At 67.5% G+C, this 14,193-nt stretch carries 12 protein-coding genes and 1 pseudogene; 9 read left to right on the top strand and 4 right to left on the bottom strand.

Features of this window, described 5'->3' with window-relative positions:
* Positions 1-29: 29 nt before the first annotated feature.
* Positions 30-1,178, bottom strand: a complete 1,149-nt coding sequence (locus tag K7711_RS01425; protein WP_222964148.1) for a 3-ketosteroid-9-alpha-monooxygenase, oxygenase component — start codon at positions 1,176-1,178, stop codon at positions 30-32.
* Positions 1,179-1,437: 259 nt separating this feature from the next.
* Between K7711_RS01425 and K7711_RS01420 the strand changes: the two genes are divergently transcribed.
* From K7711_RS01420 to K7711_RS01390, 8 genes and pseudogenes are all read left to right on the top strand, one after another.
* A complete protein-coding gene (locus tag K7711_RS01420; protein ID WP_222964147.1) occupies positions 1,438-2,529 on the top strand; it encodes a ferredoxin--NADP reductase in 1,092 nt (363 codons plus the stop codon).
* A gap of 154 nt (positions 2,530-2,683) precedes the next feature.
* The gene (locus K7711_RS01415) at positions 2,684-3,868 is read left to right on the top strand and encodes an acyl-CoA dehydrogenase family protein (protein WP_222964146.1); all 1,185 of its coding nucleotides are present in this window, start codon (positions 2,684-2,686) and stop codon (positions 3,866-3,868) included.
* A gap of 26 nt (positions 3,869-3,894) precedes the next feature.
* A complete protein-coding gene (locus tag K7711_RS01410; protein ID WP_222964145.1) occupies positions 3,895-4,806 on the top strand; it encodes a VOC family protein in 912 nt (303 codons plus the stop codon).
* Positions 4,803-6,443, top strand: a complete 1,641-nt coding sequence (locus K7711_RS01405; protein ID WP_308014393.1) for a flavin-containing monooxygenase — start codon at positions 4,803-4,805, stop codon at positions 6,441-6,443. The genes K7711_RS01410 and K7711_RS01405 overlap by 4 nt, the downstream gene beginning before the upstream one ends.
* 16 nt (positions 6,444-6,459) lie before the next feature.
* Positions 6,460-7,407: pseudogene (locus K7711_RS47250) on the top strand (alpha/beta hydrolase); the annotation flags it as partial.
* A gap of 72 nt (positions 7,408-7,479) precedes the next feature.
* Positions 7,480-7,941, top strand: a complete 462-nt coding sequence (locus tag K7711_RS47245) for a flavin reductase family protein (protein ID WP_235746691.1) — start codon at positions 7,480-7,482, stop codon at positions 7,939-7,941.
* A gap of 76 nt (positions 7,942-8,017) precedes the next feature.
* Positions 8,018-8,881: an alpha/beta fold hydrolase gene (locus tag K7711_RS01395; RefSeq protein ID WP_222964142.1), complete on the top strand. Its 864-nt coding sequence runs from the start codon at positions 8,018-8,020 to the stop codon at positions 8,879-8,881.
* A gap of 124 nt (positions 8,882-9,005) precedes the next feature.
* Positions 9,006-10,694 (top strand): 3-ketosteroid-delta-1-dehydrogenase, encoded by a 1,689-nt coding sequence (locus K7711_RS01390; RefSeq protein ID WP_222964141.1) that lies wholly within the window; start codon positions 9,006-9,008, stop codon positions 10,692-10,694.
* 53 nt (positions 10,695-10,747) lie between these two features.
* Here K7711_RS01390 and K7711_RS01385 read toward each other — a convergent pair whose 3' ends face one another.
* Positions 10,748-11,365, bottom strand: a complete 618-nt coding sequence (locus tag K7711_RS01385) for a TetR/AcrR family transcriptional regulator (RefSeq protein ID WP_040818693.1) — start codon at positions 11,363-11,365, stop codon at positions 10,748-10,750.
* Positions 11,366-11,631: 266 nt separating this feature from the next.
* Between K7711_RS01385 and K7711_RS01380 the strand changes: the two genes are divergently transcribed.
* Positions 11,632-12,468 carry an IclR family transcriptional regulator gene (locus K7711_RS01380; protein ID WP_222964140.1) on the top strand — a complete coding sequence of 279 codons (837 nt, stop codon included), beginning with the start codon at positions 11,632-11,634 and terminating at the stop codon, positions 12,466-12,468.
* 25 nt (positions 12,469-12,493) lie between these two features.
* Here the strand turns inward: K7711_RS01380 and K7711_RS01375 are convergent, their stop codons facing one another.
* Together K7711_RS01375 and K7711_RS01370 are read right to left on the bottom strand one after the other, a co-directional pair.
* On the bottom strand, positions 12,494-13,324 hold the full coding sequence (locus K7711_RS01375) for a mycofactocin-coupled SDR family oxidoreductase (protein ID WP_222964138.1): 831 nt from the start codon (positions 13,322-13,324) through the stop codon (positions 12,494-12,496).
* A complete protein-coding gene (locus K7711_RS01370) occupies positions 13,324-14,133 on the bottom strand; it encodes a mycofactocin-coupled SDR family oxidoreductase (protein ID WP_222964136.1) in 810 nt (269 codons plus the stop codon). The genes K7711_RS01375 and K7711_RS01370 overlap by 1 nt, the downstream gene beginning before the upstream one ends.
* Positions 14,134-14,193 lie beyond the last annotated feature (60 nt).

Below are 14,193 nucleotides of genomic sequence, written 5' to 3'. Positions count from 1 at the left end.
GTCGAGCCGGTTGTCGGACCGGAACCCGCTCATGTCGGGGTGCCCGCCGACTTTGCCTGCCGCGCAATGTTTTCCGCCACCTGCTGCTGCCACGCCTCGTGCGGACGGGTGGTGTCGAGTTCGAATTCGAACCGATCGACCATCGCGGGCTCGATGTCGGCGACGTCGACGTAGAACTGGTCGTACCAGCGGCGCAGCTGGTAGACCGGGCCGTCCTCCTCGCACAGCAGCGGATTGTCGATTCTGGCCTTGTTCTTCCAGATCTCGACGTCCTGCTCGAATCCGAGCTTGACGAAGTCGCCGAGCGCGATCGCGGCCTGCATGGCCGCATCGTCCGGAAGTGTCGCGGATTTCTTCACGATGATGCCGTATTGCAGCACGAACGAGTTGGCGTCGATCGGGTAGTGGCAATTGAGCAGCACGGTCTGCTGATCGCCGTGCTCGAAATGGTAGAGCAGATCGTCGATCATGAACGACGGGCCGTAATACGAAGCGACGGAAGAGGATCCGAGCATTTTCGGCTGCCCCTCGGGAGCGGGGTAGTCCTCGCGCGCCTCGCTCTTGAAGTACTGCGTGGCGACGTGCCCTTCGAAGACGTTCTTGAAATATGTCGGCAACGCCCCGTGGATGTAGAAGAAGTGCGCCATGTCCACGACATTGTCGATGATTTCCCGACAATTGGTATTCACCACCGTGGTGTACCAGTGCCATTCGGTCCATTCCTCGCCGCCGGCGCCTTCGATGCGGGGAATGGTGACCTCGTCGGCGGGCGGCTTGCCTTCGGGATCGTGCCAGACGAACAGCATTCCGTCCTGTTCGAGGGTGGGCCAGGAGCGCGTGCGGGCCAGTGGGGGGACGCGGCGGGCGTAGGGGATCTGTTTGCAGCGTCCGTCGCCGCCCCAGCGCCATTCGTGGAAGGGGCAGGCGATTTCGTCGCCTTCGATGCGGCCCTGGGACAGGTCGCCGCCCAGGTGGCGGCAGTAGGCGTCGAGGATGTTGATCTTGCCGTTGGTGCCGCGGAAGATCACGAGTTTGGTGCCGAAGGCATTGATGGCGTGCGGTTTCGCGTCGGCGTAATCGCGCAGGAGGCCCAGGCAGTGCCATCCGCGGGCGAACCGGGTGGGTGCGTCGTCGGCTTCGATTTCGCGGATGTCGGTTTCTGCGAACGGGGATGTCATGGTGCGCTCCTCGGGGGAGAAAATCTCGTTTCAGTGCGGCAGCGGGTGGCCGCCGCCCGGCCGCAGCTGGCGGCGAGCCCGTTTCTAGCAAGCCGGGAAAGCGTGAAACGGGGGGTATTTCACTGAATGGACGCTATCCGATCTCCCAATCAGCGAGACCGCCCCCGGATCACCGCGAACCGCGGCCCTAACCTTCCCGGAGCCCGAAAAACCCGTCCCGGGAAGCGCGGGCGTGACTCGAATGCGATCAGGAGGGCGGATGTCCACGGAAACGAGTGTCGGCCGCGAGGTGCTCGACGACTCGGCGGCAATCCCCGCGGCCTCGCGCGGCAGTGTCGTCCGGGTACGCGAGGTCGTCCACGAGACCGCCGACGCGTCCTCGTTCGTCGTGGAGCCCGGCGTGCGGGCGGCGGCATCGTTCGAATACCGGGCGGGGCAGTTCCTGACCGTCCGGATTCCCGATGCCGGTAGCGGGTCGGCGCGCTGCTACTCGCTGTCGAGTTCACCGCACAGTGATGCGGCGATGAAGTTCACGGTCAAGCGCGTGGCGGGCGGGCACGGCTCGAATTGGCTCTGTGACAACGTCTCGGCCGGAGACGAACTCGAAGTGCTGCCGCCCTCGGGAACATTCACGCCGGACTCCCTCGACGAGCCGGTGGTCCTGATCGCCGGTGGCAGCGGGGTGACGCCGGTGATCGCGATCGCGAAGTCGATCCTGTTCGCGGGCAGCGGCGATGTCGTGCTGATCTACGCGAATCGAGACGAGGCGTCGGTCATCTTCGCCGAAGAACTGCGTGCCCTGGAGAGCCGGTTCGGTGACCGTTTCACCGTGATCCACCTGCTGCAATCGCTGCAGGGTTACCCGACCCGCCGAGCGTTGACGATGCTGCTGCGCCCCTTCGTCCAGCGCGCGGTGTACATCTGCGGGCCCGGCCCGTTGATGAGTCTGGCCGAAGAGGCGTGCGCCGAGGCCGGCATCCCCGGCAACCGGATTCACTCGGAGCGATTCCTGTCGCTTCGGCAGGACCCGTTCGCAGTCGAACCGGAGTCGCCGGACGACGGGGACGCCACCGGCGAGGTCGCGGCCACGATCCGGGTGGCCATCGACGGAGCCGAACACCTCGTGCCCTGGCGAGCCGACCGCAAGCTGCTCGACGCGCTGCTGGCGGCCGGAATAGAGGCGCCGTACTCCTGCCGTGAAGGAGCCTGCAGCGCATGTGTCTGCACGTTGCGGTCGGGGCGGGTAACCATGGCGCGCAACGAGATTCTCGCCGACGAGGACGTCGCCGACGGTTACATCCTGGCCTGCCAGGCGGAACCGGTCACCGACGAGATCGCGATCGAGTACTGATCGCCTCGTCGGAATACCTTCCCACTCACCAGGAGATCGGCGCCAGTTCCGGAGCGGAAGTTGCCAAGCTCTGTCCGACGCGAGAAGTTCCGTGACGGCAACCGGGACGCCTTCTCTCGAAATGCCTTTCAGATCAAAGGATCAGGAGTTTTCCATGCCGAACCCAGTCCTGGACAACATCGTCGCCATCGCCGACGAGATCCGCGCCGGCGCGCAGGAAGGCGAGTCGCTGGGTCGGCTGCCCGACGCCATGGCCGAGAACCTTCGGCAGGCCGGTCTCATCCGCCTGTTGCAGCGCAAGAAGTACAACGGCTTCGAAGCCCACCCTCGCGAGTTCGCCGAGACGGTCATGCAGACCGCCTCCCTCTACGGTTCGGCGGGCTGGGTCGGCGGAATCGTCGGTGTCCACCCCTGGCAGCTGGCCTTCGCCGATCCGAGAGTCCAGGACGAGATCCTCGGCGAGAACAGCAACACCTGGCAGGCCTCGCCGTACATGCCCGGCGGCGTCGCGGTGCCCACCGACGGCGGTTACGTCATGAGCGGCCGCTGGCAGTTCTCCTCCGGCACCGACCACTGCGACTGGATCTTCCTGGGCGCGATGGTCGGCGGCGCCGACGGCAAGCCGCTGATGCCGCCGCAGAGCCTGCACGTGATCCTGCCGCGCTCGGACTACCGGATCGTCGCGGACTCGTGGGATGTGGTCGGCCTGCGCGGCACCGGCAGCAAGGACATCATCGTCCAGGACGCGTTCATCCCCGATTACCGGGTCATGAACGGGGACAAGGTGATCGACGGCACCGCGGCCAAGGAGTACGGCGTCACCGAGACGCTGTACAGGATGCCGTGGTCCACCATGTTCCCGCTGGGCATCACCTCGGCGACCATCGGCATCTGCGAGGGTGTGCTCGCCGCGGGCATCGACTATCAGCGCAATCGTGTGGGCGCCACCGGCACCCTGGTCAAGGACGACCCGTACGTGCTGCACGCTCTCGGTGAGGCGGCCTCGGAGATCGACGCCGCCCGCCAGCAGCTGCTGGCCAACGTCGACCGCATCTACGACCGGGTCGACCGCGGCGAGGAGATCGACTTCGCCACCCGCGCACAGGTGCGCCGCGATCAGGCGCGCGCCGCCTGGCGCGCGGTCCGCGCGGCCGATGAGATCTTCGACCGCGCGGGTGGCAACGCGCTGCGCATGGACAACACGCTGCAGCGGTTCTGGCGCGACGCCCACGCGGGTCTGCACCACGCCATCCACGTCACCAGCACCACCTATCACGCCGCCGCCATGTCCTCACTCGGCGTGGAGGTCCCGCCCGGACCGCTGCGCGTGATGATCTGACCGGCTCGTAGAGAGGCACGAAAACGATGACCACCGAAATCAAAGGTCTCGGCTATGTCCGAGTTCTCGCAACCGATATGGAGCGCTGGCGCGAACTGGGCTTCGAGGTCCTCGGGTTCGCCCCGGGCTTCGGAGTCGAACAGGACGCCCTGCATTTCCGGATGGACGAGCGGCCCTCCCGCATCACCGTCGAACACGGTGACGTCGATCGCGTGACCGCGGTCGGCTGGGAGGTCCGCGACGGGCTCGCGCTGGCCCGGCTGGCGGCGACGCTCGACGCGGCCGGCGTCGAATACGCCCCGATGACACAGGAATTGGCGGACCGCCGCAAGGTCGAGGCGGGCATCGTGACGAAGGATCCGGGCGGCACACCGCTGGAGTTCTTCCACGGCCCGGTGCTCGAGCACAGCCCCGTGCTGACCAAGTACGGCCAGCGTTTCGTCACCGGCACACAGGGTCTGGGCCATGTGGTCATGCCGACCACCAACTTCGACGAATCCTTCGCCTTCTACACCGAGACCCTCGGATTCCTGTCCCGCGGTGCGTTCCGGATGCCGACGCCGCCGGACGCCCCGCCGCAGCGGATCCGGTTCCTCGGGGTGAACGAGCGTCACCACAGCCTGGCGATCATGCCGAGCCTGGAAGGCCGGGATCCGGGGCTGATCCACGTGATGGTCGAGGTGGACGAACTCGACGCGGTCGGTCGCGCCTACGACCAGGTGATGGCGCGCGAGTTCCCGGTGTCCTCGACGCTCGGGCGGCACACCAACGACAAGATGATCTCCTTCTACGTTCGCGTGCCCGGTGGCTGGGACATCGAATACGGCACCGGCGGCGTGCCCGTCGACGAAACCTATTACACCGCAGAGGAAATCACCGCGGACAGCTACTGGGGCCACGAATGGATGTGGATGCGGGAGATGAAGGAAGCGCAGTGACAACCCAGGACAGCCATGTCGATGTGGTCGTCGTCGGAGCCGGGATCGCCGGTCTCTACGCCGTGCACAGGTTCCGCGCACGCGGTATGCGCGTGCGCGGCTTCGAGAGCGCGTCGGGACTCGGCGGGACCTGGTTCCACAACCGGTATCCCGGGGCCCGCTGCGATGTCGAGAGCATCGACTACTCCTACTCGTTCGACGAGGATCTCCAGCAGGAGTGGACCTGGAGTGAGCGATTCGCGACTCAGGAAGAGATCCTGCGCTACCTCGAACACGTCGCCGATCGTCACGACCTGCGCTCGGCCTTCGAGTTCTCGACCCGGGTGACCGCGGCGGTCTACGACGAGGACACTCGGCAGTGGAGCATCGAGACCGATACCGGCGCGAGCGTGACCGCGCGCTTCTGCGTTCTGGCGACCGGGGTGCTGTCCGCGACCAATATGCCGGACATCCCGGGTCGCGACACCTTCGCGGGCGAACTGCACCACACGGGGGAGTGGCCGCAGCAGCCGGTGGATTTCGGCGGAAAACGCGTGGGGGTCATCGGAACCGGGTCCTCGGGAATCCAGTCCATCCCGATCATCGCCGAGAGCGCGGACCACGTCTTCGTCTTCCAGCGCAGCCCGAATTATTCGATCCCGGCGCGAAACCGTCCGCTGACACCGGAATTCGTCGCCGAGGTCAAGGCGACGTATCCCGAGCGCCGACGTCTGTCGCGCCTGAGCGGCGGTGGCTCGCCGTATACGCCGTATCCGAAAGGCGCGCTGGAAGTCGATGCCGCCGAACGCATTCGGGTGTTCGACGAATGGTGGGACCGGGGTGGCGTGCTGTTCGCCAAGGCGTTCCCCGACCAGACCTCCGACCCGGCCGCGAACGCCGTGGCGCGGGAATACGTCGAGGCCGAGATCCGCAAGCTGGTGCGCGATCCCGAGATCGCCGAGCAGCTCATCCCGACCGATCACCCGATCGGCACCAAGCGAATCGTCACCGACAGCGGGTATTTCGAGACCTACAACCGCGCGAACGTCACGCTGGTGAACCTGCGCCGCGCGCCGATCACCGAGATCACCGCGAGCGGGGTGCGCACCTCGGAGCAGATCTACGACCTCGACATGCTGGTATTCGCAACGGGATTCGATGCGATGACCGGCGCCTTGTCCCGGATCGACATCCGCGGGCGGGATGGTCGTGAGCTGCGTGCGGAGTGGTCGGCCGGTCCGCGCACCTATCTGGGTCTGGCGGTCGCCGGATTCCCCAATATGTTCATCCTCTCCGGGCCCGGCAGTCCGAGTGTGCTCGCGAACATGGTGCTGACCGCGGAGCAGCACGTGGATTGGATCGCGGATTGCCTGGACTTCCTGGACGAACGCAACGCGTGCACCATCGAGCCGACCGCCGAAGCCGTCTCGGACTGGGTGGCCGAGTGCAACGCGAAGGCGTCCGCCACCTTGTTCCCGACCGCTGACTCCTGGTATCTCGGCGCCAACATTCCCGGCAAGCCGCGGGTGTTCATGCCGTACATCGGCGGATTCGGCGCGTACAGCGCCATCTGCGACGACGTCGCCGCCGCCGGTTACCGGGGGTTCGAACTCGATGCCGCCGAGGGCCTTTCCGGTGGTGGACACCATCGACGATGAGATAGGACGTGTCCGAATGGGCGGACAGCGCAGGCCCGGCCTGCACCCCGAGGTCGAGGCGATGTTGCAGGCACTGGATGCCTTTCCGGACGTCCCCGAGTACGCGGCCGCCGAATTGCGGACGCTCATCCGGTCGAGGCGGGGACCACTGCGCGCTACCCCCGCCATGCGGATCTGCGAGGATCGCGTCATCGAGGGGCCGGGCGGGGGCCTGGCCCTTCGGATCCTCGTCCCACATCACCAGCAGCGCGGACCGCTGCCGGTGATCGTCTTCGCCCACGGGGGCGGTTTCGTGTTCTGCGACCTCGACACTCACGACGAACTGTGCCGGGCGATGGCCGAGGCGGTCGGGGCCGTCGTGATCTCGGTCGACTACCGGCTCGCGCCCGAGCATCCGGGGCCCGCGGCGATGGAAGATGTTTACGCAGCGCTGATCTGGGCGTCCGAGCATGCCGCCGAATACGACGCGGACCCCGGCCGGATCGCCGTCGCGGGGGACAGCGCGGGTGGCAATCTCGCCGCCACCGTGAGCCTGGCCGCGCGGGACCGGGGCGGCCCGAGGATCGCCGCGCAGGTCCTGCTGTATCCGGTGATCGACGACGATTTCGCCACCGAGTCGTACCGCCGCTACGGAACGGGCTACTACAACACCACGAAGGCCATGCGGTGGTACTGGCAGCAGTACGCCCCGGACGGCACCGACGACCCGTACCTCGTTCCGACGCGGGCGGCCACCCTCGCCGGTCTACCCCCGGCGGTGATCGTGACCGCGGAACTCGACCCGCCGTGCTCCTCAGGTGACGACTACGCCCGGCGCCTGAGCGCGGCCGGTGTGCCGGTCCTGGCGCACCGGTTCGACGGACTGTTCCACGGATTTCTGACCTTTCCCGACCTCTCGCTGACCGGTCCTGCGCGACAACGGGTTTGGCGGATGATGCGAGAGGTGCTCGCGGACCCCGCACCGAACGGCAGGCCCGGCTCGGAAACCGCGGCAGCGCCGGTCGTTTCGCGGCTCCCGGAAGTGGATTCCGCTGAAATGCGCACTGTGCTGGGACATTTCGCCACCGGCGTCGTCGCGATCACCGCCGCCGATTCCGAGACCGGACAACCGGTGGGCCTGGCCGCCAATTCGTTCACGTCGGTTTCGCTGGATCCGCCGTTGATCGCCTTCTGCGTGGCGGCGACGAGCACCTCGTGGCCGCGGGTCCGGTCCGCGGGGCTCTACGCGGTCAGCATCCTGTCCGACGCGCAGGAAACGGTGTGCCGTCGTCTGGCGACCCGCGGTGTCGACAAATTCGCCGGAATCGATTGGACGCCTTCGCCGTCCGGTGCGCCGGTGGTCACCGACTGCCTGGCGTGGATCGAGGCCGAGCTCGAAGCCGAATATCCCGCCGGGGATCACACCATCGTCGTGTCGCGGGTGCGTCATCTCTACTCGTCGGACCTCGCGCCGCTGATCTTCTTCCGCGGTCGCTACAGCGGCCTCGGCGCCTCATGAGGGCCGCCGTCGATGTGCGTCCGGTGAACGGGAGCATGCCCGGATCGGGCTCGCAGATGATGGCATCGTCCGGCGCATGAGTACACCAGTCGATTCCACCGCCCCCGAATTGCTCGAACTGCCCACCGAGCACGGGGTGCTGCGTTACCGCGAAAGTGGTGACGGCCCACCGCTTCTGCTGCTGCACGGCTCCGGTCCCGGTGTCACGGGGTGGCGCAATTTCGGAAACAATGTGCCGGCCTTCGCCCGCCACTATCGGACGCTCGTCCTGGAATTCCCGGGATTCGGTGTCAGTGACGATTTCGGCGCCGTGCATCCGATGCAGTCCGCCGGCATCGCGGTCCGCGCGTTTCTCGACGGACTCGGGCTGGACCGGGTGCCGATCGTCGGCAATTCGATGGGCGGTTTCGTCGCGACGGACTTCGCGCTGGCGACCCCCGATCGGGTGGAGCGCCTGGTCACCGTCGGCGGCATCGGAACCGCATTGTTCAGCCCGACGCCGGGGGAGGGCATCATCCGGCTCAGCGAATTCGTCGACGATCCCTCCCGCGCGGCGCTGGTCGCCTGGCTGCGTTCGATGGTGTTCGACCCCGCCCTGGTCACCGAGGAATTGATCGACCAGCGCTGGCAGCAGGCCACCGCTCCCGGGGTCATGGAGAATTCGCGCCGCATGTACAGCGGCGCGGCCCTGGCACGAATGGCCGAGGCGGCGCGCAGCGCCGATATCACCCCGAGTTGGGCCGAACTCCGTCGTATCGATGTCCCGACCCTGGTGACCTGGGGCCGGGACGATCGCGTCAGCCCGGTCGACATGGCACTGATCGCGATGCGCACCCTGCCGCGCGGCGAGGTGCACGTATTCCCGAATTGCGGGCACTGGGTGATGATCGAGCAGAAGGCCGCCTGGGAATCCGCGGTCCTGGCGTTCCTCCGTCGCTGAATCATGTGGTCCCGGGCCGAATTTCGAGGCGTCCGCTCATCGGAATCGGCCCTGGGAACCCGGAATTCGCCGCAATACCGTGTGCTCGACCGTTGGTCCGAAATCGAAGTGGAGTTCGAGTCCCATGAAGAAGAAAATGCCTCCGCTGGTGCAGGCTCACGACGTGACAGTCGACCTACTGGTTGTCGGATCGGGAACCGGTATGGCCGCGGCGCTGGCCGCGCACGAGCTCGGCCTGTCGACCCTGATCATCGAGAAGACCCGATACGTCGGTGGTTCGATGGCACGCTCGGGCGGCGCGTTCTGGATACCGGGCAGTTCGGTGCTGCCCGAACAGGGCACGCAGGCCATCGCGGACGCCGAGAAGTACCTGCGTTCGGTGGTCGGGGATTCCGCGCCGGCCGACCGCGGGCAGGCCTTCCTCGAACACGGACCCGCGGCCGTCGAGATGCTTCGCCGCACCACGCCGATGCGATTCTTCTGGGCCGAGGGCTACTCCGACTACCACCCCGAGGAGCCCGGCGGCCGTGCCGCGGGCCGCACCTGCGAATGCCGCCCCTTCGACGCCTCGAAACTGGGCGCCGAGCGGCCGCGCCTGCGCCCCGGTGTCATGGCGGCACCCGTTCCCATGCCGGTGACCGGCGCCGACTACAAGTGGATGAACCTGTTGGCGCGCAAGCCCGCCAAGGCGCTCCCGCGCATCGTCGCGCGCGCGGCGCTGGGCCTGGGCGGCATGCTGATCGGCCGCGATTACATGGCCGGCGGCCAGGCTCTCGCGGCGGGCATGTTCACCGGTGTGCTGCGCGCCGGTATCCCGGTGTGGACGGAGACGAGTCTCGAACGGCTACGCTACGACGACGGCCGGGTCTCGGGTGCTGTTGTGCGCCAAGGTGATCGGGAGGTCACCGTGACCGCGCGCCGCGGCGTCGTCCTCGCCGCCGGTGGATTCGACCACGATATGACGGCGCGTCACGAGTTCCAGTCGGCGCGGCTGGGCAGTCACGAGAGCCTGGGGGCCGAAGGCAACACCGGTGATGCCATCCACGCGGCGCGGGAGATCGGCGCCGAGGTCGCGCTGATGGATCAGTCGTGGTGGTTCCCGGCGTTCGCGCCGCTGCCCGGCGGCCAGCCGGCGGTCATGCTCGCCGAGCGGTCGCTGCCCGGCTCGTTCATCGTCGACCAGACGGGACGACGATTCATCAACGAGGCCACCGATTACATGTCCTTCGGCCAGGCCGTGCTCGCCCGCGAACGCGCGGGTGATCCCGTGGAACAGATGTGGCTGGTGTTCGATCAGCGCTACCGCAACGGCTACGTCATGGCGGGCGGTGTCTATCCGCGCCAGCCGATTCCCGAATCCTGGTACCGGGCCGGTATCGCGCACCGCGCGAACGACATGGCCGAGCTGGCCGCGAAGATGAACGTGCCGAGCAGTACGTTCGCCGACACCGCCCGGCGTTTCGACGAACAGGCCGATGCCGGAACCGATCAGGAGTTCGGCCGCGGCGAGAGTGCCTACGACCGTTACTACGGCGACCCGACCGTCACCCCGAACCCGAACCTGGCGGCCTTGCGCCAGGCTCCCTTCTATGCGGTGCGCATGGTGCTGAGTGACCTCGGCACCTGCGGCGGCGTCGTCGCCGACGGGCACGCTCGCGTCCTGGGTGGCGACGGTGCGGTCATCGAGGGGCTCTACGCGATCGGGAACACGGCCGCCAACGCGTTCGGCGCCTCGTATCCCGGTGCGGGAGCGACGATCGGACAGGGCATCGTGTACGGCTACATCGCGGCGCGGCACGCGGCTGCGCGGTAATTCGAGCGAGTGGGGCCGAGGAGCCTCGCGGTGGTGAATCCCGTTGGGGTGGGCTATTTTTCGGGAAGGCGTCGCAGTCCGCTCAGCGCCATGCCGAAACCGCGGAACTCCAAACGCCCCACCTCGGAGTAATCCCCGGAACCACTGGCATCGACCCAGTGGTAGATGGCGTGGCGCATGGTCTGCACCACGAGCCGAGCCGGAAGATCACGCAGGAACGGCTCGGCGTCGAGTTCGTAGAAGCGGGACAGGAACTTCGTGATCCCGTCGGCGAGTCCCTCGCTCCACTCCACGAAGCGCAGGCGGTACTGCGGGGTGTTGACGATCAGCCGCACGAGCTGGCGATCGAAGTCGGGCACCTGTCTGGTGCCGACCTCCAGGGTGAGCGCGTAGGTCAGCACCTCGACCGGATCGGCGTCGTCGGGCGCGTTCGCCAACTCGCCCAGGATGATCGTCTCGCTGCGGCGCAGCAGGGGGATCAGGACGTCTTCCTTGACCGGAAAGTGCCGGTGGAAGGTGCGCGGTGCGATGCCGACGATCTCGCAGATGCGCTCGACCGTCGCCGACGCGTCGCCCTCGGCGACGAACAGGTCCCGGGCGGTGAGCGCGATGGTCATGCGCAGTTCCTCGGCGCGACGTTCGGTGAGAGTCGGACGCTTCGGTTTCGTCACCCCGGTCTTCCTCTCTGCTGTTGCTCGGTCACCGTCGGCCCTGTCGTCCGGGGCCGTGATAGCCCGGTCAGCGGGCCTTCGGATTGCCCGCCGATGGTACCGGTCGGTAGGTGTCAGATTGTGACAGGTTACCCCGGGCGCGAGCCGACGGTGAATCCGCGAACCGAAGTGTGAACCGCTTTACAGCGACCCGGGTATGTGCTTACACTCACACCTGTCAGATTGTGACAGGAAGACACGATCTGACATATCTTTCGGAGGTCGTAATGGCAATGCTGCAACTCGAGGAAACCCCCACGGCGATGATCGATCGGGTCGCGTCGCTCCTGGAATCCTTCGTGGGTGAACGACCACTGACCCTCGCGGAGATAGCGCGCCGCTCGCATGTGCCCAGGTCGTCGGCGCATCGCATCCTCCAACGTCTCGTCGAACTCGGCTGGGTGCAACGCAAGCAGTTCAAATACACCCTCGGTGTCCGGATGTTCGAGCTCGGTGCGCAGTTCCCCCGACGGCACAACGTCCATCGCGCGGCTGTGCCGGTGATGGCCGACCTGCATCGGCGCAGCGGACTGACCGTTCACCTGAGCATGCTCGTCGGCGCCGAGATCATGCATCTCGACCGCGTGGGAATCTGGCCCACGGCCGGCGGCCAGTGGAGTGCCGGCGCCCGTCAACCGGTCGCGACCACCGCGGCGGGCCGGGCGATGTTGGCGACCCTGCCGCCCGATCAGTGGGCCGAACTCGACTTCGAGGATGCCCCGACCTGCTATTCCATCCGCTCGCGCAATCAACTCGCGCGCGATCTGGACCGAGTGCGCGACCGCGGCGGCGTGGCGGTGGACAGTCAGGGCACCGCCTTGGGGGTCACCGTGGTGGCCGCCCCGATCCCTACCGCGGATGCCGACGCCGACGAGCATTTCGCGCTGTCGCTGTGTGGCCCCACCCAGACGCTCGGTCTGGAGGCCGCGATCGCCGAGGTGCGCAAGGCCGCCGCGACCATCTGGCGGGCCGCCGCCGGAGTGCCGCCGCTGCGCCCGCGCCCGGTCGCGGCGACCGGCCACGGTTCGCGCGCGAACATGCCGCACGCCCACTCCGGTCGGTGAGCGGGCGGCACGAACGGCGGCCGAGCTATTTCAGGCAGTGCCCGGCGTCCACGGGCAGTGTGACGCCGGTGATGCACCGCGCCTCGTCGGAGGCCAGGAACAGGCTCGCGTTCGCGACGTCCTCGGGCTCGATGAAGGTCAGCGGAAGTAGATGCATCGTCCGCACACCGGCTTCGAACTGCTCGCGGGTCGGGTTCGGCACGCCCGAGAACGTCCGCATGGTGGACGGGTTCTCGATCATCGGGGTGCGCACGATCGCGGGATGAATCGTGTTGACGCGCACCGCATGTGGCGCCAGCTCGTGCGCCAGCGACCGCATCAGGCCGACCACGCCGTGCTTGGCGGTCGTGTAATGACCGACCCCGACCAGCCCGCGCAGCCCGGCGATCGAACTCATCAGCACGAGCGAACCGCCGCGGCCCCCGGCGAGGATCGCGGGAATTCCCGCCTTGCAGGTTCGCCACACGCCGGTGAGGTTCACATCCAGCATCGTCTGCCAGCGCTGCGCATCCAGTTCGACGGCCGAACCGGTCGAGCTGATGCCCGCGGTCGCGCACAGCACATCGAGCCGTCCCAGCGCGCCGACTCCCTCGGCCACCGCCGCGTCCAGGGCCTGCTGGTCGCGCACATCGGCCTCGAACGCGCTGATCCGACGTCCGGCTTCCTCGACGGCGCGGACCGTATCGGCCAGGGTCTGTGCGGCGACTCCGGGCGTCGTCGTGCGCTCCGGCGCCGCGGCCAGGTCGATCGCGATGATGTCGGCGCCCTCCTGCGCGAACCGGATCGCCTGCGCGCGTCCCACACCTCCGGCCGCGCCGGTGATCAGCGCGACCTTGCCCTCGAGTCGTCCCGTCATCATGCAACCTTCTGGGTCAGACCGGCATCCACGACCATCTGCAGGCCGGTGACGTACCGGGATTCGTCGCAGGCCAGGAACAGCACCGCGTTGCCGATATCGGCCGGTTCCACCCACGGGACCGGCAAAAGCGTTCTGGCCGAGAGCATTTCGGCCACGTCCTCGGCCGTGGGATCGTCCAGATCGGGACGCAGACGTGCGAAGGTCGCGGGGTTCAGGATCATCGGGGTGGCGATGGACCCCGGATGGACCGTGTTCACCCGAATGGATCGGGGTCCGAGTTCGTTCGCGAGCGTCTTCGCCAACCCGGTGATCGCGTGCTTGGCCGCCGAGTAGTGCGAGGCCCCGGACAACGCCTTGATCCCCGCGGTGGAGCTCACGATGATCACCGACCCGCCGGCCGAATTCATCTGCGCGACTCCGGCTTTGACGGTGTGCCAGGTCCCGGTGACGTTGACGTCGATCGACCGGTTCCAGGTGTCGTCGTCGATCTCCCACGACGGTCCGGGTGTGTCGTAGACCCCGGCATTGGCCAGCACGACATCGAGCGGCCCGAGCTCGCCCACCCCGCCGCGCACGGCCGCGTCGACCGCGTCGAAGTCCCGGATATCGGCGGTCGCGGTGAACGCTCGTCGTCCGAGTTCGCGCACCAGGCTCGCCGTATCCGCCAGATCGGCCTGCGCCTGCGGTCCGTCCTGATCCAGGAGCACGACATCGGCCCCCTCCTGCGCGAGCCGAACCGCACAGGCCCGCCCCGCACCCCTGCGCGCGCCCGTGATCAGCGCGACCTTCCCGGCCATTCGTGTCATCTCGACTCCCCGGTCCCAATCGGTATCGGCCAATTCATCGGGACGCGACGCTAGTGATCC

This window comes from Nocardia coffeae (genome assembly GCF_019890715.1).
GTDB classification, from domain to species: Bacteria; Actinomycetota; Actinomycetes; order Mycobacteriales; family Mycobacteriaceae; genus Nocardia; species Nocardia jiangxiensis.
This window is presented reverse-complemented; position numbering and strand designations above follow the sequence as displayed.